Raw genomic sequence first — 21916 nt, forward strand, 5'->3', positions numbered from 1 at the left:
CCCCCTGCTGTGCATTACTGCGCGCCGGCGTCCATCGCCGGCGCAGCCACCGCGGTGTCGGCCGGTTTGGCTTCTTCCGTCACCACCGCCGGCGCCGGCATCATGATGCCGTCATAGGTTTCCTGCAGCTGCTTCATGCTCATTTCCGGCTCGCCCTTCGGCTGCATCAGCACCAGCGTCGCCTCCTGAGAAAGCTGCAGCTTCAGCGCCTGATTCAGCGTCTCCAGCGTCAGGCTGGACAGGAACTCCTGACGCAGCTTCTGATACAGCTCCGGCGCGATATCCACCACCCCGCTCTGCTGCGAACGCAGGCGCTGGCTCATCAGCACGTCGGTATCGGTACGGGCATAGGTCGCGAACAGCTTGCTCAGCTGATCGTTTTTCTGCGCCAGCAGCGCATCGAATTCCTCTTTGGACAGGCCGTTGTCACGCACGTTGGCCAGCTCGCGGGCGATAAAGCCCAGGCTGCCGTTCAGGTTGTTGTTCGGCGTATCCAGATGGATGGCGCACTGCCCGCGCTGGTACTGCACGCGGCAGTCAAAGCCCAGATGCAGGTTCTTCTGGTCGCTTTTTTCCAGCGTCTGCTGTAGATGCCAGAACAGCGCCTCGCGGGCAAGATCGCCACGCCAGTAGCGGAGCAGACTCTGCGAATCGCGAATCGGATGCCACGGCGAATCCCACATGATAGACAGCGTATCCTGCTTCACCTGCTCGCTGATCAGGCTTACCGGCTGCTGCGGCAGCGGAGTGAGCGTCGGCATCGGGGCCGGGGTTTCACGTTTGCCCTGCAGCGGCGAGAACGCCTTGTTGATCTGTTCGCCCAGGCTGCGGCTGTCCACCTTACCGACCACGAACAGCGTCATGGCGTCCGGGGTATACCACTGTTGATAGAATTTCTTCAGCTGCTCGAGATTGACCGGCCGTTTCGCCGGCTGCGCCGGATCGTGCGCCAGCAGCGTCGAGCCTTTCAGGCGGTAACGCCACCAGGCATCTTTGGTATTGGGCGGGAAAGTGCCGACCGGATTGATGCTGGAATTCATCACCGCGTGCACCGTATGCTCGTCGATCGCCAGTTTGCCGGTGGTGTCCGCCAGCCAGGCCAGCGCTTCCTTCAGCAGATCGGGCCGGTTGTTCGGCAGGCTGAGGTTATACATGGTGAAATCATACGAGATGATAGCCGGCGGCAGCGGCCGCTCGTTATCCACGCTCTGTTGCCACAGGGCGCGCAGCTGCGGCGCGGTAAAGCTTTCGCTGCGCGCCAACGCCAGCCGCGGCAGCAGATGGGCGAAGCCGGTCTGCTGCGAAGACTCCACCAGGGAGCCGGTATTGACGATCAACCGCAGCTCCACGCGGTCGCTTGGCCGCTGCGGCGTATCGAGAATCTGCCATGAAAACCCGTTGGCCAGCGACCCCTGCTGCCAGGCAGGATCGGGTTGTAGTGCTTCAGCCTGCACGCTGCTACTGGCGGCAGCCAATAGCAGCCCACCAACTATAAGATGAATTCTGGTGCCCTGCATGTGAACCCCTACTTAATGACTATCCAATTTCTTATGCAAATGCGTGTATTCCATTCAATGGAATCATAAAAATACGCCCTGAGTTTCACAGTGGGGCGGAAAGCAGAAAGTGTACCATCGTGTTAGACCGCGCGCCTTTGCGGATGTCACTCATTAGAGTGAAAAATAATAGATAGCGGGGTTTTTAATGCAAGAAATCGTTACGAGGCAGGAGTTGTACCTCACCGGCTGCGGCTGCGGCCGGTGAGGTGCCGCCAATATCAGGCGGAAGGCAGCGTTTTGTCCGCGCCGGCGTTTTTATTGTTCAGCGTGTCTTTCAGCTGTTTCTCATCCAATTGATCGCACCACTTCGCCACCACCACGGTCGCCACCCCGTTGCCCACCAGGTTGGTCAGCGCGCGGGCTTCCGACATGAAGCGGTCGATGCCGAGGATCAGCGCCAGACCGGCCAACGGCAGATGGCCGACGGCGGAGATGGTGGCGGCCAGCACGATAAAGCCGCTGCCGGTCACGCCCGCCGCCCCTTTGGAGGAGAGCAACAGCACCACCAGCAGGGTAACCTGATGCATGATGTCCATGTGGGCATTGGTCGCCTGCGCGATAAACACCGCGGCCATGGTCAGGTAGATAGACGTGCCGTCCAGGTTAAAGGAGTACCCGGTCGGGATCACCAGGCCCACCACCGACTTCTTGCAGCCCAGCTTCTCCATTTTATCCAGCATGCGCGGCAGCGCGGACTCGGACGACGAGGTCCCCAGCACGATCAGCAGCTCTTCTTTGATGTAGTTGACGAATTTGAAGATGCTGAAGCCGTTGGCGCGGGCGATGCTGCCCAGTACCACCACCACGAACAGGATACAGGTAATGTAGAAGCACACGATCAGCTGGCCGAGTTGCACCAGGGTGCCGACGCCGTATTTACCGATGGTGAACGCCATGGCGCCGAAGGCCCCCAGCGGCGCCAGGCGCATGATCATGTTGATGATGCCGAAAATCACCCGCGAGAAGCTGTCGATCACGTTGAAAATCAGCTGCCCTTTCTCGCCCAGACGATGCAGGGCGAAGCCGAACAGCACCGCGAACAGCAGCACCTGCAGAATGTTGCCGCTGGCGAACGCGCCGATCACGCTGCCGGGAATGATATCCAGCAGGAACGGAATGATGCCCTGCTGCTGTGCCTGCTCGGCGTAGACCGCTACCGCTTTGGCGTCCAGCGTGCCGGGATCGACGTTCATGCCGGCGCCCGGTTGCACCAGGTTGACGATCACCAGGCCGATAATCAGCGCGATGGTGCTGACGATTTCAAAATACAGTAGCGCGATGGCGCCGGTGCGGCCCACCGCCTTCATGCTTTCCATGCCGGCGATGCCGGTCACCACGGTGCAGAAGATCACCGGGGCGATAATCATCTTGATCAGTTTGACGAAGCCATCGCCCAGAGGTTTCATCTCGGCGCCGAGGTCAGGATAGAAATGGCCAAGCAGGATACCCAGCGTGATCGCCGTCAGCACCTGAAAATAGAGGCTCTTAAAGATCGTTGTTTTCATATGAACATCCTATGGGGGGAAGACACGCACCAGGCAGCAGTCTAAAAATCCAGCCTGTTCATTGCTTGCGCGGAAAATAACACCCACTTAACAACATGGAAATAATTTGTTGCACCCACCCCGCGGAGTTGATGTGAATTTAAGAGCTGAAACGCGTCAGTCTGGATGCAAAACTGAAAATTGCGTAAGCCTTTGTTTGCACTAACGCAAACGAGGTAGGTGGGGAGTAGCGATTTTCGGACGGGGAAAAGTACCGGAAAAGTAGACGGCGCTCACGGCGCCGCGCGGCAAAACTCGGCTTCGAACGCTTCGCGCGGCAGCGGCCGGGCGAACAGGAACCCTTGCCCGCTGCGAATGCCGTGCTGCAGCAGCCAATCGCGCTGCTCAGCGTTTTCCACGCCTTCGGCCATCACCGGCAACGCCAGTACTTCGGAGATCGAACTGACGATGCGCACCATTGCATCGTCGGCCGGCAGCCCCTGAATGAAGCTGCGGTCGATTTTAATCAAGTCAATCGGCAGGGATTTCAAACGGTTCAGGTATTCAAGGCTGGAGTAACCCATGCCGAAGTCGTCCAGCGCGATCGACAGTCCCAGATCGTGCAGCTCACGCAGCAGCGCCAGCGCGCGGTCGAGATCGTCGATGCGTACCGTCTCGGTGATCTCCAGCAGCAGCTTGCGCGGGTCGATCCGATACTGCGCCAACAAATTTTTCAGATGCGGAACGAACGCCTCGTCCTGCATCTGAATACCGGAAACGTTGACCGCCAGCGGCAGCTCAATGCCGCGTTGCTGCCAGTCCGCCAGGATACGGCAAGACTCTTCCAGCACCCAGTTGCCGAGGGGCACGATCACGCCCAGCTCTTCCGCGAGCGGGATAACGTCGGCCGGCAGGGTATAGCTGCCGTCATATTGCTGCCAACGCAGCAGCGCTTCGGCGCCGATCACCGCGTTGGACTGCATGTCGATCTGCGGTTGCAGGAACAGCGTGAAATGCCGCTGCTCGATGGCGTGCAAAATCTCGCTCTCCTGCGTCAGCCGCTTCTGCGTGCGTTCCGTCAGGCTGGGTTCGAAGAACAGGATCTGATTTTTACCTTCGCGGTGCGCGGACATCATCGCCGAGGTGGCGCTGCGCAGCAGCTGTTCCGCACTTTCCCCCTGATTGAGGTAGTGCGCGATGCCGATGCTGGCGTTGGGCCGCAGCGCCAGCCCTTCCAGCGTCAACGGCGCGTTAATCTCCGCCATGATGCGCCGCGCCAACTGCATGGCGTGGAACGGCCGCTCGGTGCCTTTGGCCAGGATGGCGAATTCGGTATTGCTCAGCTGCGCCAGCACGCCGTTTTCGTCGATGCAGCCGCGCAGCTTCTTCGCCAGCGCCAACAGCAACGCTTCGCGCATCGCCGGGCTCATCACGCCCGAGGCCTCATGCAGCGTCTCGATGCCGATCACCAGCAGGTTAAAACGCTCGGGGCGCAGGCTGGAAGCGATATGCTGTTCCAGCAACGCGTTCAGCAACGCCGGATTCGGCAATTCAGTCACCGGATGGCGGGTGCTGAGACGGCTCATGTCGGCATGTGCCTTGGCCAGCGTCTGTTGATTGCGGTTGTAGTTGCGCACCAGCAGGCCGAGCTCGTCGTCCTGGTGCAGTGCCGGCAGCATCAGCTGGTGATAGGGCGCTTCGTCCTGCGAGATGTTTTCCAGCTCCTTGGCCATCGCGCGCAGCGGATGCACCATCAGCCGGTTCATGCACCAGGTGATAGCCACCGACAGGATCAGCGCCAGCAGCAGGTAGGTCGACAGCATGGTCGACAAAATGCTGAGGATAAACTGGTACATGCGGAACGAATCGGCCTGCAGCACCAGATAGGCCAGCGGCTGCTGGTTGGCCGGCACCCGCTCCAGCGAATAGAGCGGTACGGAAATTTGGATCGGCAGTTCAAATAGCCGGGCGATCAGCGTCGGCACCGGCCTCTCAGGCGGGAAATTGGCGTGCAGCGCCTGAAACTCGTTCGGCAAGACGATATCCGCCCGGCTCAGAATGCCGACCGGCAACAGCGTGTTCAGCACCTTTTTGGCTTCCGGCACGTCCATACGCAGCACCGCTTCCGCCAGCGGCTGACGCACGGAGTGAGCGATATTCTCCAGTTGCTGGGCGTAGTCATCCCTGCGCTGCTGCACAAAGTGGAATAACTGGATCACGATAAAGATACAGATCGTGACCAGCGCCACGCCGGACACTGTCGCCATCTGCTTAATCGTTAACGAACGCCTGACCCGCAAACCTGCTCTCCGTGAAATCGGGCTGAAACAAAAAGGGAGCTGACTCTCACCCGCCCCCTCGAACCGGGCTGAGTATACTCGATCATCGGCTGTTTTTATCTGGCTATGCCGCAGGCAAAACCAAGAAAATCGCGGGTTTCAGTCTTTTCCTAAAGCGAACAAACGCGACCCGGACACAGGGTAACAAAACTCCCCGGTGTCCGACACTCCGAATCTTCCTCCTCCCGGTTACTTGAAATCGGCGTAAGGCGTCAACGGCTGCGGCGGCAAATCGAGATCCCCCTGCCAGCCGGCCAGGGAATAACGCAGATAAATCAACGCGTGGCTCGGCGTATAGTCCTTCGCCTGCTGAATGTCGATGCCGGCGCCGAGCGTCCAGTGCGAGCTGAGACGGCGCTCGACGATCGCCCGCAGGGTATAACCGACGCCGCTCGAGGCGCTACCGTCCTCGACGGCGAACTTATCGGGCAGTGAATCCGGGATCAACCCCTGCAGCGGATAGCGGCGCTGGCTGTCGGTTTTCGAATGGGACAGCGACACTGAACCACCCAGCTCCCACGACCAGTTCTCGGTGCGCTGGCGATAGTTGACCGGCAGCGACAGCGACATATATTGCTGCGGGCTGTAATAGCCGCCCTGCCCCAGCGAATAGCCGCTCAAATCCTTCTGATAGTGCCACAGCATGGTATTGAGCCCGACGCTCAGGCGGCGATTGTCTTCGTTGATCAGCTTGTAGTAGTAGCCGGCCATCAACCGCTGCCGCTGGTTGTCCGCCACGTTCTTGCCGGTAATCTGGTGCGCGCTGAGATCGGCCCACACGCCGTTCGCCTCGCCGCGATCGTAGCTGGCGCTCAGGCTGACGCCGGTGGCGCGCACGCCGCCCCAGGTGGTGCCGGTATTCGGGTCTTTGGCGCCGCCGAACGCCAGCAGCGAGCTGGAGATCGGCCGCCGCGAGGCCGCCAGCGTCCAACCGATGTGGTTCCAGTCGCCGCTGTAGGCCAGGCCGCCGGTCCAGTCGACCACCTCAAAGCCCATCGGCGTCGTGCCGATATCGGCGGCCCAGCGGTCGTTTTTCCAGCCGGCCGCCACGCTGGTTCCGGTGGTTTTCTGGTGTTCATCGCCGCGGCACCCTTGCGTATTGCAGGTGCCGAAGGTCTCGTAGTATTTGCCGCTGCCGTCGGTCGAGAAGCGGCCGGCATCCAGCTGCACGGTGTCGGTGCGCAAGAAGGCGCGCCCGTCATACAGCGGCATGTCCACCTGCAGCATGGTGTCGTGTGCGTTGAAGTCGGAAATGCCGCCGGTGCCGCTCGAGCGCCAGTAATCGTGATCGAGCGTGACGTTCACGTCTTGCTGCCGATACAGATCCGCGGCGTCGGAACGGATGCCGCGTTTCAACCAGTCGTCGCTCGGGTTATTGCGCGTCAAATAGGTGTAACTGTCATTGTCCTGCGGCAGCGTCGGCGTGATGCCGCCGGCCACCATCGCCTGGCGGTAATCCTGCAGCGCCCGCTCCGGCTGCCGCTGCGCCCGTTCCAGACGGGCGGCGTCGCGGTAGATCAGCGCTTTGGTTTGCCCTACGGGCTCCGAGGCCGCCGCCGTTTTCAGCCGGTTGAAGAGCGCGTCGGCCTGCTGCGGATCGCCGACCGCACTCCAGGCGTTGGCCACCCGCCGTTGGCTGTTGAGCGAAGCGTCTTGCGGCTGCGGTTCGGTTTTCAGCCGCTGGCGCGCCGCTTCCAAATCCCCTTGCGCGACATAGGCTTCGATCTCGCCCAATTGCGCATCCGGGTTGTTCGGTTCGCGCCGTTTCACCCGCTGATAATCCTCCAGCGCCGCCGCATACTCCCCGCGCGCCAGCGCCCAGTCGGCCAGCAGCAAATCGATGCGGGTGTCCGCCGGCTGCCGGCGCAGATAGGCTTCCGCCGCCGGTTCGTCGCCGGCCGCCCGCAGCCGTTCGGCCTGCGCGATCACCGCCTGCATTTTCAGCCGCTGCGCCAGTTCGCGCATGTTGTCGTTCCACTGCGCCGCAGGCAGCGTATTGAGCTGCGCCAACGCCTGGTCGTCGCGATCGCTGCCGGAAAGGTAGAGCGCATAGGCATAGGCCAACTGCGGATTGGTACGCTGACGCTGCGCCAGCTGCCGGAACAAAGCGTCCGCCTGCTGCGGCTGCCCGGCCTGACGCAGCGCCTGCGCGTAACGATAGGTCAGCCAAACATCGTCGGGATCCATCGGCTGGGCGCGGCGATAGATTTCCGCCGCCTGCTGCCACTGCTGCTGCGCCGCCAGCGCCTCCGCCTGCTGTTTCAACATATCGAGCCGCAGCCCATCGAGGGTGCTGCGCAGCTTGGCCTGTTGGCTGCGCGGCAGGCCGTTGAGGTAGGCCAGCGCTTTTTCCGGCGACTGCCGCTGATAGAGATTCACCAGGCCGCGCAGCGCGCTGCCGTTGCCGGGATCGCGCCGCAGCGCCTGCTGATAAAATCCTTCCGCCGCGGCGTCATCCTTGCTCGCCACCGCCACATCGCCCAGCCCGATAAACGCGTCGCCGTCGCTGTCGTCGAGCTGGCGCGCCTGCTGGTATTTCTGCCTGGCCAGCGCAAGATTGCCGGCTTTCAGCGCCTTGTCGCCTTCGTCGACCGCCAGCCAGTAGCTGGTGCTCTTGATCAGGCTTTGCCACTTGCCGCTGTCGTAGCCGTTCTTGTCGGTGGCCAGCGCCTGGCGGAACAGTTTCAGCGCCTGCGGGCGGTTGCCGGCGCGCGAATAGGCCTGGCCGAGCGCACCCAGCACCTCGGCGTCGTTCGGCGTCGCCGCCAGCGCCTTTTGCAACTCCGGAATGGCCGCCCGGCTGCCGCCTTTATCCACCTGTGCCAGGCCGCGTACCCGCGCCTGATACGCCGGATCGGCCAACAGTTTCTGCTGTCTGGCCAGCTCTTCGCGGGCGCTGGTCGCCTGATCGCCGGTGTCGAACACGCCGAGGAAACGGTTGAGCGCCGCCACGCTCTGAGCGCTGACCGGCATCGCCTTGACCTTGTCCAGCCACAGATCGGCGGCATCGCCGCGCCCGGCCGGATCGGCGGCGATCTTCTGCAGCAGCTCATAGGCCTGCGCATCCTGGTTCTGGCTGAACAGCATGCGCGCCAGCGACATACGCAGCGCCACGTTGCCGGAATATTGCTGGTCCAGCGCCTGCAACTGCTTCAACGCCTTCGCCTCCTGCCCCGGCAAACGCGCCACCAGCCGCCAATATTCCACCGCCAGCTCGAGCGTCGGCGGCTCGCCGTGGAACAGCGCATCGTACTGCGCCTTGGCCTCCGGCAACCGGCCGGCAGTCGCCATCAGGCGGGCCTGCTGCAGCTTTTGCCGGGTTTCCGGCTGGGTCAACAGCATGTTCATTTGCGCCTGGCGATAGGCGCTGGACTGCGGCGCGAGGGTTTTCAGCTTGTCCAACTGCTGCTGCGCCAGCGCCATGTTGCCCTGCCGCAGCGCCAAACGCATGCGAGCGGCGATCACGTCCGGGTTGTTCGGATCCATCAGCTCGAGCCGGTACAGCGACTGGCGCACCAGATCGTCCTTGTTGCCGGCCTCGCCAATACGCACCTGTTCCAACAGCCACTGTTCCGGCGCCACGGCCTCCGCAGCACGCGCCTGCGGCAGCATCGCCAGACTCAGCGGAATCAAATTCAGCCAGTTTATTTTGAAGTTGTGCATTGGCCGTCCCACGAGGGTTGCAATTCACCCTGACGATTAAAGCGATAGCGTTGTTGATCCCACCCCTGACCGAACAGCGTCAGCGAGGCGCTGAAATAGGCGTCGTCACCCGGCGGATGTTCGCTGATGCGTTGCCGCTGTGCCGCCAGCGCCTCGGCCTGCGTCGCCAACATCGGCAGCATCGAGGCGGAAAAGCCGACGGGGCCGGTGCCGGTGGTTTTGCCGCTGGCGGTATCGGTTTTTTCCGGCGGTACGCCCTGTTTGGCGGTGAGCTGTGCCATCGGCTGGAAGCGTTCGAGCAGCGCCGCCTTGTGTTCATCGTCGTCCGCCAGCATGCCGGCCCACAGATAAACCCGAATGGCGTCGTAGCTGCCGACGTTCGGCTTGACGGTATCCGGCTGCCAGCCGGCGCCGACCCGCCACACCACCCAGTCCGGCGAGAAACCGTGCGGCGCGGTGTCCAGCCACAGCCGCTGATTGACCTGGCGCATCGCGCGCCACGGGCCGTTCAGCGCCGCAAAACGCGCCAGCAGCTGCGGCGGCAGGTAGCTGGGGTTCAGCCGCCAGCGATCTTCCGCCACGAATCCGACTTTGCCCGGCAACAGCATCAACCCCAAGCCGGGAATGTCGGCCACTTCCTCGCGGCCGATGCGTTGCAGCAGCAGCGTCCCCAGGGTTTGATAACGCCGGCTTTTCCACAGACGGCCGGCTTCGAGCAGGTTGTAAGCGATCCACAGATCGGCATCCGACGCCGAGTTGGCGTCCAGCACTTTCCACTGCTTGTCGTCGCTCTCGCCCCACAGCCAGGCGGGCAAACGGGCGCTGAGATCGCCCGCCGCCAGGTTGTTCTCCGTCCAGGCCAACAGCCGATCGAAGGTCGGCCGGTCGTTGGCCACCAGGGCGAAGAACAGGCCGTAACTCTGCCCCTCGGAGGTGGTGATTTTGTTCGGGCTGCTCGGATCGATCACCCGCCCCTGCGGGCTAATGTAGTACTGCTTGTACTGTTGCCAGCCCGGCCACTCGCAGGCCGCCGCCGCGCTGAACGCGCACAGCAGCAGCATGCCGAGCGACAGGCGTTGCAGCATCGCGCTCACCGCCGTCAATCCCGATCTTCAGGCGCCAGACGACGCCGGCTGAAGGCCTTCAGGCCGCGCCACAGCATCAGCCCCAGGATCACCACCAGCACCACCGCGATCACCGCCAGCAGCACCGGATGGGTGGAGAGGGCATACCACAGCCGCTCCCACCACGGCAGGTGGCCGACATAGTAAATATCGCCGACGCGCAGGCTATTGACCCCCGATTCGCGGATCACCGCCACCGAGCCGAACACCGCGGCGCGCTTGCCGCTGTCCAGCAGGGCATCATTCAGCAGCTCATAGCCGCGTGGGCTGTCCGCCAGCAGCGCCACGATGCTGCGCTGGTCGTTGAACGGCGACTGCACGCCGATGATCGCCGACATCGCCCCCTCGGAGCTGACGGTGGTCTTGCTGTCCGGTTTGGTATCTTCCGCCAGCACTTCCGCGCTGGGCAGCGGCGGCTGCCGCGTCGGCTGTTTCACCCAGCTTTGGGTCGCGTCCACCAGCAGGCTGATTTTCTTGTCGTCGCGCAGCTCCGGCGGGATGGTGCCGACCATCAGGATATCGTCGTCGCGATCCTTGGCCTGCGACCAGTCGTCGCTGAGCGTGAAGGCCAGCGCCGGGTAGCCGGTTTGCGCGCCGATCACCCCCAGCGCGTTCAGCAGCGCGCTGACCTGCGCCGGCTGCGGTTTCTGGTTCACCAACACCAGCGTTTGCGACAGATCCGCCAGACGGCTGAACGGGAAGCCGGCGTTGGCGAAGGCGCGCAGGTCCGGCATCGCCATAAAGTGGCGGTAGCCGGAGAAATCGATGGTGGAAGCACCGTCGATCACCGCGTGGTTTTGCGTGAAGGAGTAGGTTTCGCAGCGCCCTTCCGCGCCGCTGGCCAGCAGCGTGGTGTAGTCAAAGTCAAAGCGCAGCTGGTTAGTGGCACCCAGTCGCAGCGCCGGGATATTGACATTCTTGTCGGAGTCGAGCAGCCCCTGCGTCAACGGCAGGCGCAGCAGCTGCGCGCCCTGCTCGTGTTCCGGCACCAGCGAGTACGCCTGCACGAACTGGTTGTTGAGGCTGACGCTCAGCCGCGAACCGTCCTGAATACGCGGCGCCGTATAACGGTATTTCAGGTGCATGTCGATGCCGGTGCTGCGGATCAGGAACAGGTCCGGCGGCAGATTCATGGTCAGCGAGATCGGGCCAGGCTCGATGCCGCTGGTTTGCAGCTGCTCGGCGTATTGCTGCAGCTCGGCGAAGGTCATCGGCCGATCGGTGCGCACCCAGTTCGGCGCGTCGTAAGGTTGGCGTGGCGCGAGCTGTTCCACCTTGTCCACCGTCACGTTCTGGCCGCGGAACAGGATGTTGCCCTGCGCGATACCCTTCACCGCGGTGATCAAATCGTTGTCGTCACGCCCCTGAATCAGCAGCAGTTTGACGTACGGATTGTCCGGGTGGCTGATCATCTCCACCGTCGGGCCGTTGACCGCCGGATAATCGCGCAGGAAATCCGGACGCTGCTGGTTGGTGGCGAACACCACCGCGTGCTGCGCCGGCAGCGCGTTGTACAGCGTCGGGAAGGATTGCCCGCGCCACTGCGCCTTGCTGCCGAACCAGGAAGCCAGAATGCCCGCCGCGCGCTGCTGGGCGAGATCCGGCTGGCCGGCGAACACCATCGGCAGCGTCAGCGGCCGATTATCGCGGCTGTCGAAGAACGGCTCAGGGAAGTGCGACAGCTCGTTTTTCACCGGCAGCGTCTGGAAACGCAGCTTCAGCGCGCTCGATTTGCTGACGTCGAGCCACAGCGAGGTGCTGGCCGGGTTTTCGCAGATGTTCTGATAATGGCCGACGAACACCAGCCGGACGCGGTTAAAATCGGTGATATAGCGCGGATCGATCGCCATCTGGATGCGATTGGGCTTGCCCAGCTGCTCCTTGGCGATCGTGGTCACCCCCATCAGCTCGTCGTTCAGGTAAACCTTGACGTGCGACTCCACCGGGATCAGCGCCGGCGACGGCGTAAACTCCATATCGAGCATCGCCTGCGAGACCACCTCATCGCTGCGCACGCCGAATTCGATCTGCCCGTCCGGCCGGGTGCCGCGCAGAACAAAGGTGCCCGGCGGCGGCGCTATCTGCGCAAACGGCAGCGACACGTCGCGCACCGGCGCATTCGGATCCTGCGGCGCGGCGGCCGGTGGTGGCGCGGTCGCCGTATCGGCCGCCGCGGCGATCGGCGGCTGGGCCGCCACGGTCGGCGCGGTGGCGGTTTCGGCCTGTGACAGGGTACTGATGCCTAAGGCCAGAGCAGTTAACCAGGTTATTTTTCTCGTCATCGTATCATCATCAATGTTGGAGCCTGTTCACCGGGCGAGTGAGCGGGCGGTTGAACTCGCAGCTAACCCACTGTTTCTTGTTGACCCAAGGTCGGATCCCTGCCGACGCCGCGCGGAATAAACGACACTACCCAGGCGGTCAGCGACGTGACCCCGACCAGCAGACCGCGCACCAGCGGCGGCGCATAGTCCGCCATGCGCACATAGCCCCGGAAGCCCAGCGCCAGCACGTCGCGCAGGCTTTCGATCGGCCGGTCTTCAGGGAACCCGTCCTGCCACAGCGCCCAGGTATCGGCGCGGGCGAAGGTGCACTGAATGAAATCGATGTGTTCACGGGTGGAGAGGTCGACCAGGCGCACCCCCACCTTGTTGCCGAAGGCGCGCGTCACCACACAGGGGAAGCTGTACTCCTGCTGGCCGCGCTTGAGCAGCAGCGAGGCCTTGTCGCCGTCTTTCAACGCGTTTTCCACCCGCATCTCAATGCCCACGCCGCCGTCGGAGTAATCGCGCAGGGTACAGGGATACAGATGGCCGTCGGCGCGCGCGATCGCCGCCGGCATGGCGATTTCCACGCGGTGCGCCTGACGCACCTGCTTGGCCTCCACCGCCACCGCGCCGCCGAGAATCGTCATGTTGTACAGCACCCACACCAGGCTGATGATCACCGTCATCACCTCGTCCGTCGGGCCATAGGCCAACCGCCAGACGCCGAACGCCAGCCCGGCCAGGTTCAGGACCACCAGGAACATGTAAGGCCGGGTGATCACCCAGTCGACGTGCTCCTCCTCCACCAGCCCGCCCTTGGCGGTGACGTTGAATTTGCCCTTGTGCGGATTGAACAGCGCCACCGTCGTCGGCCGCGCGATATACCAGGCCAGCACGGTTTCATAGATTTCGCTCCAGAACGAATGGCGGTATTTCCCCTGGATACGCGAGTTGGTCAGGCTGGCGTGGATCATGTGCGGCAGCACATAAAGCGCGATCGCCAGCGCTGGCGCGAAGATGATGTAGGCATGCAGCAGCAAAAACGCCAGCGGCGCGGTGAGGAAGATCAGCCGCGGAATGCCCGACAGGAAGTGCAGCATGGCGTTGGCGTAGCACAGGCGCTGCGCCAGTTTCAGCCCCTTGCCCAGCAGCGGGTTGTCCAGCCGGAAGATCTGCACCATGCCGCGCGCCCAGCGAATGCGCTGGCCGATATGCGCTGACAGGCTCTCGGTCGCCAGCCCGGCGGCCTGCGGAATGCGGATGTAGGCCGAGGTGTGCCCGCGCCGGTGCAAGCGCAGCGAGGTGTGGGCGTCTTCGGTAACGGTTTCCACCGCGATGCCGCCGATCTCGTCCAGCGCGCTGCGGCGCAGGATGGCGCAAGAGCCGCAGAAGAAGGTGGCGTCCCACATGTCGTTGCCGTCCTGCACCAGCCCGTAGAACAAGGTGCCCTCATTGGGCGTTTGGCGGAAGCGGCCGAGGTTGCGCTCGAACGGATCCGGCGAGAAGAAGTGGTGCGGGGTTTGCAGCATCGCCAGCTTTTTGTCTTTGAAGAACCAGCCCATGGTCAGCTGCAGGAAGGAGCGCGTCGGCACGTGGTCGCAGTCGAAAATCGCCACGAACTCGCCGGTGGCCTGCTTCAGCGCATTGTTGATGTTGCCGGCCTTGGCGTGTTCGTGGGTCGGCCTGGCGATGTATTTCACCCCCACTTCGTCAGCGAACGCCAGGAATTCGGGGCGGTTGCCGTCATCGAGGATATAGATGTTCACCTTCTCTTTCGGCCAGTCGATGCCCAGCGCCGCATAGATGGTGGGCTTCACCACCCCGAGATCTTCGTTGTAAGTCGGCACCATCAGGTCGATGGTCGGCCAGGTGGCGCTATCGGCGGGCAACGGTACCGGCTGCCGGTTAAGCGGCCAGACGGTCTGGAAATAGCCCAGCACCAGCACCACCCAGGCGTAGGTTTCCGCCACCAGCAGCAACAGGCCGCACACCAGGCTGAGCGGATCGTCCCAGTTCAGCGTAGCGGTATAGCGCCACCACAGGTAGCGACAGGATACGGTCAGCGACAGCACGATCAGCATCAACCCCGGCAGGCGCCCCGGCACCCGGCGCACCACCATCGCGATCCCCCACAGCAGCAGAACGAACACGAACTGCGCCGGCAGATCGAACGGTTGCGAGATGCACAGCATGGCGAGGATCGCCGCCAGCACGCTGACCAAAATAAACAGCGCGCGCCGCATGCCGCGGCTCATGCGGCCGAGGCGCTCCACCGAACGCTGCTCCACGCCGGCGTTCTTCAGCCGCTGCGGCAGGCCCTGCAGCCAGTCGGCATAGCGCTGCTGCAGGCGGCGCCAACCGGCGAAATAGTCGCGCTGCACCGGCGCGCGGCCGCTGCGAAACAGCAGCAGCCACAGCCCCTGCAGCAGATAACGCAGCGCATCCGCCGGGCGCGGGCGGTCGGCGGACAGATGCGGGAACCAATAAGCGCGGCCGGCGCGCACGCGCTGCCAGGCCAGCGATTCGAAGCGCAGCAGCAGCCAGCCCAACGCCACCAGCAGCGTGGCGAAAAAGGCGGTCAGCGCCGACGCGCCGTTGCGCCGGTAGCCGCGGTAACGCGTCTGCACCGCCTGACGCACCGGCGGCACCAGCAGCAGGCTCAGCACCCGGCTCATGGCGCAACGCCCCGCTTGAGGTTGATCAGGCACCAGTTGGCCAGCGTCAGCACTTCATCCGCCGCCAGACTCTCGGGGCGGTACTCGCCCAACGGCTGCTTGACCGCCAGCGCTTCCGCCAACGCTTCGTCACGATGGATCACCACCGGCAACAGGCCGCTCAGCGTTTGCAGCCACAGCTGATGCAGATCCTGCTGCAGCTGGCTGGCGGAGGAGTAGTGATTGACCAGGAAACGGCAGTCGTTCGGCAGCGTCTGCTGATGGAGCCGTACCTGGCAGTTGGCGTCGGGGTTCAACAGCACGAACACGCTGTCGGCAAGCTGCAGCGCCTGCTGCGCCAGCACGCCGTCCCCGACCGGAACATCCAGCAGGATCCAGCGCTGCGGATCGCCGGCGATCAGTTGGCGCACGTTGTCGCGCCAGCGTTCCGGCTGTTGCTGACACTGGCGCTGCACTTCCAGCCGTTCCGCCGCATTCAGGCGGCCAAAGGGCAAAAAGTCGAGGTTTTCACAGTAACGCAGTGCCCCTTCCTGCCAGCGCCCACCGTCCCGCTCCGCGCGGGCCCAGCCGCGCGCCAGTTCGAACGGCGTGTTGAAATGCAGGCGCAGCAGATTGTCCGGCGTAAAATCGATCGCCAGCACCGACTCGCCCAGCTGCTGCAACGCCCAGGCGAGCGCCGCCGTGACCGACGTCGTCCCCATTCCACCCCGTAACCCTTGCAGCGCGATCACCGGCATAGATCAATGGCTCCCCGTGGTCTGCGCCAATTCGGCCAACAGCGGCCAGCGCGTCATCATCTGCGTTAACCGCTCCTGCCGCGAAATATCGACATAGCTTAATTTCGGCAATGAAAAAGCCTGGCTGAGCGCCTGCAGGTCATCCTGGCTCTCCCCAGGTGCCGCTGCACGAAAATGGGTGGGTGCGTTATTCATTCTTCCGCCTTGGCGAAAATAGGCTATGTTAATTAACTATAGCAACGATACAAAAAGAGAGAGGCAATAAGATGATTCTCAACAAATATTGTTGCAGAGCGTCGGAGATTTGTTATTGCCAGAGTAAAAATGGCTATCTTTAAATATAAACGCCTTTAGTCGGCTTTCAACGAAAGTAGAACACATCCTATGGCGCACTCTTTTTCTCTAGGTATTCGGCAGATTTGGGAAGAGCTGTCGGTGATGCAGGCCCCCGGGCTTTATTGGATCAATATCGACAGGCAAAGCGACGCCGCGCTGCTGTGTCGCCAGGTCATCGCCGCCCAGCCGGCCACCCATAAAGTCGCCCTGATCTGCAGCGGCGATAAACCCGATCGCCTGCTGGCCGAGCTGGCTTCGCCTGCTTTGCAGAAGCTGCCGCTGTATCAATTACCGGAGAAAAAAGCCGCGCTGACGCAGCTGAGCGACGATCTGATGCGCGCCCTGCGGCCGCAAAATCGCTTACTTATCCTGCTGGCCCACGCCAGCCTGTGGCAAACCTTCACCACCGAAGAGCTGCGCGAGTGGACCCGTACCCTCGCCGCCTGGCTGCGGCGGCAGGGGTGTACGCTGTTGATCCTCAGCCACGGCGGCGGCATCAATAAGCTCAAGGGGCAGCTCAGCGCGCAGCATCGCATCCTGAACGGCCTGTCCAGCCTGCAATGGCAGCAGGACAGCGCGCAATACCTGGTGAACTGGTGGAGCACCGAAAACGGCATCAACGCCAATCAGCTGCTGACGCTGTACGCCGCGGAAGGCGGCTGGCAGGGTGAGGATGAAAATAGCCAACCCTCCCCCACCGCCTTGCGCAGCGACGAAGGCTTGTATCTGGCCGAGCGCAGCATCCTGGAAGGCGCGCCGCCGCTGTCCGCCAACTGGCAGCTGCTGGAGAGCAACGACGAACTGGCGCAGCACGGCATGCTGAGACTCTCGGCGACGTTGATTTTCGCGCTGTACCAAAGCGACCAAATCGATCACCTGGCTCACCAAATCCACACCCTGCGCCGCAGCCGCGGCAACGGCCTGAAAATCGCGGTGCGCGAGATGAGCGCCAGCCTGCGCTACAGCGACGAACGGCTGCTGCTGGCCTGCGGCGCCAACCTGATCGTACCGCACGTCGCGCCGCTGTCGCGTTTTCTGACCATGCTCGAAGGCATTCAGGGGCAGCGCTTCTCGCGCCATGTCCCCGCCGACATCGATGCGCTGCTGGCCGGCTTGCGCCCGCTGCAGCTCAAAGGCTATATGCGGCCGGAACCGTTCAGCCAGGCGGTGCTGTCGCTGATGGGCAACACGCTGCTGCCCGAGGACGGCAAAGGGGTGATGGTGGCGCTGCGGCCGGCCACCGGCCTGCGCGCCGAACAGGCGATGACCCTTTGCCACCTGCGGCGCTTCGGCGACGTGATGACCGTCGTACAGGGGCGGCTGGTGCTGTTCCTCTCCACCTGCCGCATCAACGATTTGGATACCGCGCTGAAGTTCATCTTCCGCCTGCCGGTGGATGAAGCCTTCAGTAACCGGGTGGTGTGGCACCAGGACGTCGATATCATTTCGGAAATCAAACGCATGGCCCAGGGGCGCTGGCAGATTTCGGCCACCGGCACCGCCGGCGCCGCGCCGCGCCCCAGCGTGAAAGCGGCCGAGGTGCCCACAGAACGGCGGCAGCCGGTCGCCTTCACGCTGCCGCTCGGCCCGCAGGAGGAACCGCATGCTGAACCTTAACGACATCGTGCAACTGATCCTGCTGTGCGCGCTGATCTTCATTCCGCTGGGCTACGCCTTTCACCGGCGTTTTCCGCATTTGCGTCAATACTGGCAAAACCTGTTGTTATCGCCGCGCTATTTGAAATCCGCCGGTTTGTGGGTGCGAACAGGTTCCTCATCTCAGATTAAACGTAAGAAGCAGCCATGAATCCAAACTCGAAGACGCAATCCGATAACGCTCTGTGGCGCTACTGGCGCGGGCTGGGCGGCTGGAACCTCTACTTTCTGGCCAAATTCGCCCTGCTGTGGTTCGGCTACCTGAATTTCCACGCGCTGCCGAACCTGGTGTTCATGGCATTTCTGCTGATGCCGATCCCCTCACAGCGCCTGCACCGCTGGCGCCATTACCTCGCTATCCCGATCGGCATCGCGCTGTTCTACCACGACACCTGGCTGCCGGGCATCAACAGCATTCTCAGCCAGGGCTCGCAGCTGGCCGGCTTCAGCGCCCAGTATCTGCTGGAGCTGATCAACCGCTTTATCAACTGGCAGATGGTCGGCGCGGCCTTCGTGCTGCTTATTGCCTACCTGTTCGTCGCGCAGTGGGTGCGCGTCACGGTGTTCACCGTGGCGGCGCTGGTGTGGCTCAATATCGTCAACATCGCCGGGCCGGCGGTCTCACTGCTGCCCGCCACCTCCACGGCCTCGGCCGGGGGCGCCAATACGCCGGCCACGTCGGTGCCAGCGGCGGGGGATGCTGCCCCGGCAGACAGCCTGCCGCCGACCAGCGCCAATCTGACGGCCTACCTGAATCAGTTCTACGAGCGGGAAAAAGGCCGCGTCACCGCGTTCCCGGCCACCTTGCCCGCCGACGCCCAGCCGTTCGATCTGCTGGTGATCAACATCTGTTCGCTGGCCTGGGCCGATATGGAGGCGGTCAACCTGCAGAATCACCCGCTGTGGTCGAAGATGGACATCATGTTCGACAGCTTCAACTCGGCCACCGCCTACAGCGGCCCGGCGGCCATCCGCCTGCTGCGCGCCAGCTGCGGCCAGCTTTCGCATCACGACCTGTATCAACCGGTGAACCAGCAGTGTTACCTGTTCGATAACCTGGCAAAGCTCGGCTTCAAGGAACAGCTGATGCTCGATCACTCCGGGGTATTCGGCAACTTCCTGAAAGAACTGCGTGAACAGGGCGACATGCAGGCACCGCTGATGTCACAGGCCGGCATCGGCAACGAGCTGACCTCGTTCGACGGCGAGCCGATTTATAACGATCTCGAATTGCTGACCCGCTGGCTGGATCAACAGCAAAAAGGCGGTGACGGCCGCACCGCCACCTTCTTCAACATCATTCCGCTGCACGACGGCAACCGCTTCGTCGGCTCCAGCAAGAGCGCCGACTATCAACCGCGCGCGCAGAAACTGTTCGATCAGCTGAACACCTTCCTTGACCAGCTGGAGAAATCCGGCCGCAAAGTGGTGGTGGTGATCGTGCCGGAGCACGGCGCGGCGTTGGTGGGCGACAAGATGCAGATGTCCGGCCTGCGCGATATTCCCAGCCCGAACATCACCCATACGCCGGTCGGCATCAAACTGATTGGGATGAAGGCGCCGCATCAGGGCAGCCCGCTGCAGATCAAAACGCCGAGCAGCTATCTGGCGCTGTCTGAACTGGTGTCGCGCCTGGTGGACGGCAAGGTCTTCAGCGAGTCCAGCGTCGACTGGCAGGCATTGACCCAGGGGCTGCCGCAGACCCCGGTCATCTCCGAAAACGACAACGCCATCGTGATGCAGTATCAGGGCAAGCCCTACATTCGCCTGAACGGCGGTGACTGGGTGCCTTACCCACAATAAGCGCGGCCTCATCCCCCCAAAGCACGCCACCGGCGTGCTTTTTTATTGGGTTTTTATAATAAAAATAGTGAAACCGCTTAACCAATAGAAGGTTATTAACAACAAACCGTTGAACCCTATTATTCGATTATTATTTTCATGCGAAGATTCTTAAAAAAATAACGTTTATCAGGATTTAATTAGGGAATTAATTAAAACAACGGACTATGGCGCCCCCTACTTATTAACCCATTGATTGAATAATAAAAAACGCCGGCGCTATGCCGGCGTTTGGTTTAAGCAGGAAAATCCGACGCTTTACGCCCCCGGATGTTCGTCCTGATCGACCGCAAAGCAGGCCACCATCTGCTCACCGTACTGTTTCAGCTGCGGCTGCAGCTGCACGCAGGTGCCGAAGGCGCGGCGGCAGCGGGCGTTGAACGCGCAGCCCGGCGGCGGGTTCATCGGGCTGGGCAGTTCGCCGGTCAGCTTGATGCGCTCGCGGCGCATATCCGGGTTCAACCGCGGCGTCGCCGACAGCAGCGCCTGAGTGTACGGATGGCGCGGATTGTTGAAGATCGCCTCTTTGCTGCCCTTTTCCACGCAGCGGCCGAGGTACATCACCATCACCTCGTCGGCGATGTGTTCCACCACCGACAGATCGTGCGAGATGAACACGTAGGACAACCCCAGCTCCTGCTGCAGATCCATCATCAGGTTCAGCACCTGAGCGCGTACCGACACGTCCAGCGCCGACACCGGCTCATCGGCGATCACCACGTCCGGGTTCAGCATCAGCCCGCGGGCGATGGCGATACGCTGACGCTGGCCGCCGGAAAACATATGCGGGTAGCGGTCGTAATGCTCGGTCTTCAGGCCGACCTTCGCCATCATCTCCAGCGCTTTTTCCCGCCGTTCGGCGGCGCTGAGCGGGGTATTGATCAACAGCGGCTCCTCGAGGATCTGCCCGACCCTCTTGCGCGGGTTGAGCGATCCGTAAGGATTCTGGAACACGATTTGGATCTTCTGGCGGCGCAGTTTCTCGGCCGAGACGTCCGGCTTCAGCAGATCCTGCCCCTGATAGTATAGCTCGCCGCCGGTCGGCACTTCGATCATCGTCAGCAGGCGGCCGAGCGTCGATTTGCCGCAGCCCGACTCGCCGACCACCGCCAGGGTCTTGCCGCGCTCCAGGGTGAAGGAGACGCCGTCCAGCGCCTTGACCAGCCGCTCCGGCGCGAACAGGCCCTTTTTCACCGGGTAATGCTTCTTCAGGTCGATCGCCTGCAGTAAAGGTTGATTCTGGCTCATACGGTCGGCCTCCCCGCATCATCCAGCGGTGTGTGACATTTAACCTGACGGCCGGGAATGCTGCGCAGTTCCGGCTCCTCGTTACGGCAGCGCTCGTTGGCGTAGGGACAACGCGGGTTGAGCAGGCAACCGGTCGGGCGATCGTATTTGCCCGGCACCACGCCCGGCAGCGAAGCCAGCCGCGCCTTGTCGGCGGCGAACTCCGGCAGCGCGCGCAGCAGCGCCTGGGTATAAGGATGGCGCGGCGCGCGGAAAATCTCCGCCGCCTTGCCGGATTCCACCACCTGGCCGGCATACATCACGATGATGTGGTGCGCGGCTTCCGCCACCAGCGCCAGATCGTGGGTGATCAGCACCAGCGCCATGTTTTCGCGCTGCTGCAGGTCCAGCAGCAGTTCGATGATCTGCGCCTGGATGGTCACGTCGAGCGCGGTCGTCGGCTCATCGGCGATCAGCAGCTTCGGCCGACAGGCGATGGCCATGGCGATCATCACGCGCTGGCTCATGCCGCCGGAAAGCTGGTGCGGGTACACGTCCAGCCGCGAGGCCGGATCGGGAATGCCCACCTGGGTCAGCAGGTCGATAGCGCGCTGGCGGCGAGTGCGGCGGTTGCCGCCCTGATGCACCTTCAGCGCCTCCATGATCTGGTAACCGACGGTATAGCACGGGTTCAGGCTGGTCATCGGATCCTGGAAGATCATCGCCACTTCGGAACCCACCAGCTGGCGGCGCTCCTTTTCGGAGATCTTGCGCAGATCCTGGCCGTTGAACTCCAGCTTGTCGGCCATCACCTTGCCGGGGAAATCGATCAGGCCCATGATCGCCAGCGAGCTGACGGATTTGCCGGAGCCGGATTCACCGACGATGCCGACCACCTGGCCTTGCTCCACGCTGTAACTGATGCGGTCTACCGCGCGGAACGGGGTGCCTTCGTCACCGAAGTGCACCGAAAGCTTGTCTACATTCAATAACGCCATCTCTCTCGT

At 62.7% G+C, this 21916-nt stretch carries 14 protein-coding genes; 3 read left to right on the plus strand and 11 right to left on the minus strand.

Features of this window, described 5'->3' with window-relative positions:
* Positions 1-14: 14 nt before the first annotated feature.
* The 9 genes from ACJ8HT_RS18095 to bcsR all read right to left on the minus strand — a co-directional run bounded on the left by ACJ8HT_RS18095 (position 15) and on the right by bcsR (position 16043).
* Complete coding sequence (locus tag ACJ8HT_RS18095) at positions 15-1517, minus strand: M16 family metallopeptidase (RefSeq protein ID WP_197653131.1); 1503 nt, start codon at positions 1515-1517, stop codon at positions 15-17.
* A 260-nt stretch (positions 1518-1777) separates the two neighbouring features.
* Entirely contained in the window at positions 1778-3064 is a 1287-nt protein-coding gene (locus ACJ8HT_RS18100) for a dicarboxylate/amino acid:cation symporter (RefSeq protein WP_126180510.1), read from the minus strand.
* Positions 3065-3336: 272 nt separating this feature from the next.
* The gene (gene hmsP, locus ACJ8HT_RS18105; protein ID WP_206190303.1) at positions 3337-5343 is read right to left on the minus strand and encodes a biofilm formation regulator HmsP; all 2007 of its coding nucleotides are present in this window, start codon (positions 5341-5343) and stop codon (positions 3337-3339) included.
* Positions 5344-5571: 228 nt separating this feature from the next.
* Positions 5572-9045: a cellulose synthase complex outer membrane protein BcsC gene (gene bcsC, locus ACJ8HT_RS18110; protein WP_197653132.1), complete on the minus strand. Its 3474-nt coding sequence runs from the start codon at positions 9043-9045 to the stop codon at positions 5572-5574.
* Positions 9027-10139, minus strand: a complete 1113-nt coding sequence (gene bcsZ, locus ACJ8HT_RS18115) for a cellulose synthase complex periplasmic endoglucanase BcsZ (RefSeq protein ID WP_197653133.1) — start codon at positions 10137-10139, stop codon at positions 9027-9029. Before bcsZ ends, bcsC begins: the two co-directional genes overlap by 19 nt.
* Before the next feature lie 5 nt (positions 10140-10144).
* The gene (gene bcsB, locus ACJ8HT_RS18120) at positions 10145-12451 is read right to left on the minus strand and encodes a cellulose biosynthesis cyclic di-GMP-binding regulatory protein BcsB (protein WP_197653134.1); all 2307 of its coding nucleotides are present in this window, start codon (positions 12449-12451) and stop codon (positions 10145-10147) included.
* 62 nt (positions 12452-12513) lie between these two features.
* Positions 12514-15111, minus strand: coding sequence for a UDP-forming cellulose synthase catalytic subunit (bcsA, locus tag ACJ8HT_RS18125; RefSeq protein ID WP_197653135.1), 2598 nt, complete (start codon positions 15109-15111; stop codon positions 12514-12516).
* Positions 15108-15848 carry a cellulose biosynthesis protein BcsQ gene (gene bcsQ, locus ACJ8HT_RS18130; RefSeq protein ID WP_047729472.1) on the minus strand — a complete coding sequence of 247 codons (741 nt, stop codon included), beginning with the start codon at positions 15846-15848 and terminating at the stop codon, positions 15108-15110. Before bcsQ ends, bcsA begins: the two co-directional genes overlap by 4 nt.
* Positions 15849-15851: 3 nt before the next feature.
* Complete coding sequence (gene bcsR, locus ACJ8HT_RS18135) at positions 15852-16043, minus strand: cellulose biosynthesis protein BcsR (protein ID WP_033649881.1); 192 nt, start codon at positions 16041-16043, stop codon at positions 15852-15854.
* A gap of 189 nt (positions 16044-16232) precedes the next feature.
* Here bcsR and bcsE point away from each other — a divergent pair, with 189 nt between their 5' ends.
* From bcsE to bcsG, 3 genes are read left to right on the plus strand one after another with little or no spacing between them, the layout of a single operon-like run.
* Positions 16233-17801: a cellulose biosynthesis protein BcsE gene (bcsE, locus tag ACJ8HT_RS18140; RefSeq protein ID WP_060424247.1), complete on the plus strand. Its 1569-nt coding sequence runs from the start codon at positions 16233-16235 to the stop codon at positions 17799-17801.
* The gene (gene bcsF, locus ACJ8HT_RS18145) at positions 17788-17991 is read left to right on the plus strand and encodes a cellulose biosynthesis protein BcsF (RefSeq protein WP_004934139.1); all 204 of its coding nucleotides are present in this window, start codon (positions 17788-17790) and stop codon (positions 17989-17991) included. Before bcsE ends, bcsF begins: the two co-directional genes overlap by 14 nt.
* The gene (bcsG, locus tag ACJ8HT_RS18150; RefSeq protein ID WP_087762634.1) at positions 17988-19643 is read left to right on the plus strand and encodes a cellulose biosynthesis protein BcsG; all 1656 of its coding nucleotides are present in this window, start codon (positions 17988-17990) and stop codon (positions 19641-19643) included. Before bcsF ends, bcsG begins: the two co-directional genes overlap by 4 nt.
* A gap of 297 nt (positions 19644-19940) precedes the next feature.
* Here bcsG and dppF read toward each other — a convergent pair whose 3' ends face one another.
* Together dppF and dppD are read right to left on the minus strand one after the other, a co-directional pair.
* Positions 19941-20930 (minus strand): dipeptide ABC transporter ATP-binding subunit DppF, encoded by a 990-nt coding sequence (gene dppF, locus ACJ8HT_RS18155; RefSeq protein ID WP_197653136.1) that lies wholly within the window; start codon positions 20928-20930, stop codon positions 19941-19943.
* Positions 20927-21907 carry a dipeptide ABC transporter ATP-binding protein gene (gene dppD / locus ACJ8HT_RS18160; protein WP_038874024.1) on the minus strand — a complete coding sequence of 327 codons (981 nt, stop codon included), beginning with the start codon at positions 21905-21907 and terminating at the stop codon, positions 20927-20929. Before dppD ends, dppF begins: the two co-directional genes overlap by 4 nt.
* Positions 21908-21916: the final 9 nt, after the last annotated feature.

The organism is Serratia sp. CY44782 (genome assembly GCF_052168715.1).
Lineage (GTDB): Bacteria > Pseudomonadota > Gammaproteobacteria > Enterobacterales > Enterobacteriaceae > Serratia > Serratia nevei.

Coding starts and splice junctions, on each gene's coding strand:
- ACJ8HT_RS18095 (WP_197653131.1), bottom strand. CDS start 1,517: ATGCAGGGCACCAGAATTCATCTTATAGTTGGTGGGCTGCTATTGGCT.
- ACJ8HT_RS18100 (WP_126180510.1), bottom strand. CDS start 3,064: ATGAAAACAACGATCTTTAAGAGCCTCTATTTTCAGGTGCTGACGGCG.
- bcsC (WP_197653132.1), bottom strand. CDS start 9,045: ATGCACAACTTCAAAATAAACTGGCTGAATTTGATTCCGCTGAGTCTG.
- bcsB (WP_197653134.1), bottom strand. CDS start 12,451: ATGACGAGAAAAATAACCTGGTTAACTGCTCTGGCCTTAGGCATCAGT.
- bcsA (WP_197653135.1), bottom strand. CDS start 15,111: ATGAGCCGGGTGCTGAGCCTGCTGCTGGTGCCGCCGGTGCGTCAGGCG.
- bcsQ (WP_047729472.1), bottom strand. CDS start 15,848: ATGCCGGTGATCGCGCTGCAAGGGTTACGGGGTGGAATGGGGACGACG.
- bcsR (WP_033649881.1), bottom strand. CDS start 16,043: ATGAATAACGCACCCACCCATTTTCGTGCAGCGGCACCTGGGGAGAGC.
- bcsE (WP_060424247.1), top strand. CDS start 16,233: ATGGCGCACTCTTTTTCTCTAGGTATTCGGCAGATTTGGGAAGAGCTG.
- bcsF (WP_004934139.1), top strand. CDS start 17,788: ATGCTGAACCTTAACGACATCGTGCAACTGATCCTGCTGTGCGCGCTG.
- bcsG (WP_087762634.1), top strand. CDS start 17,988: ATGAATCCAAACTCGAAGACGCAATCCGATAACGCTCTGTGGCGCTAC.
- dppF (WP_197653136.1), bottom strand. CDS start 20,930: ATGAGCCAGAATCAACCTTTACTGCAGGCGATCGACCTGAAGAAGCAT.
- dppD (WP_038874024.1), bottom strand. CDS start 21,907: ATGGCGTTATTGAATGTAGACAAGCTTTCGGTGCACTTCGGTGACGAA.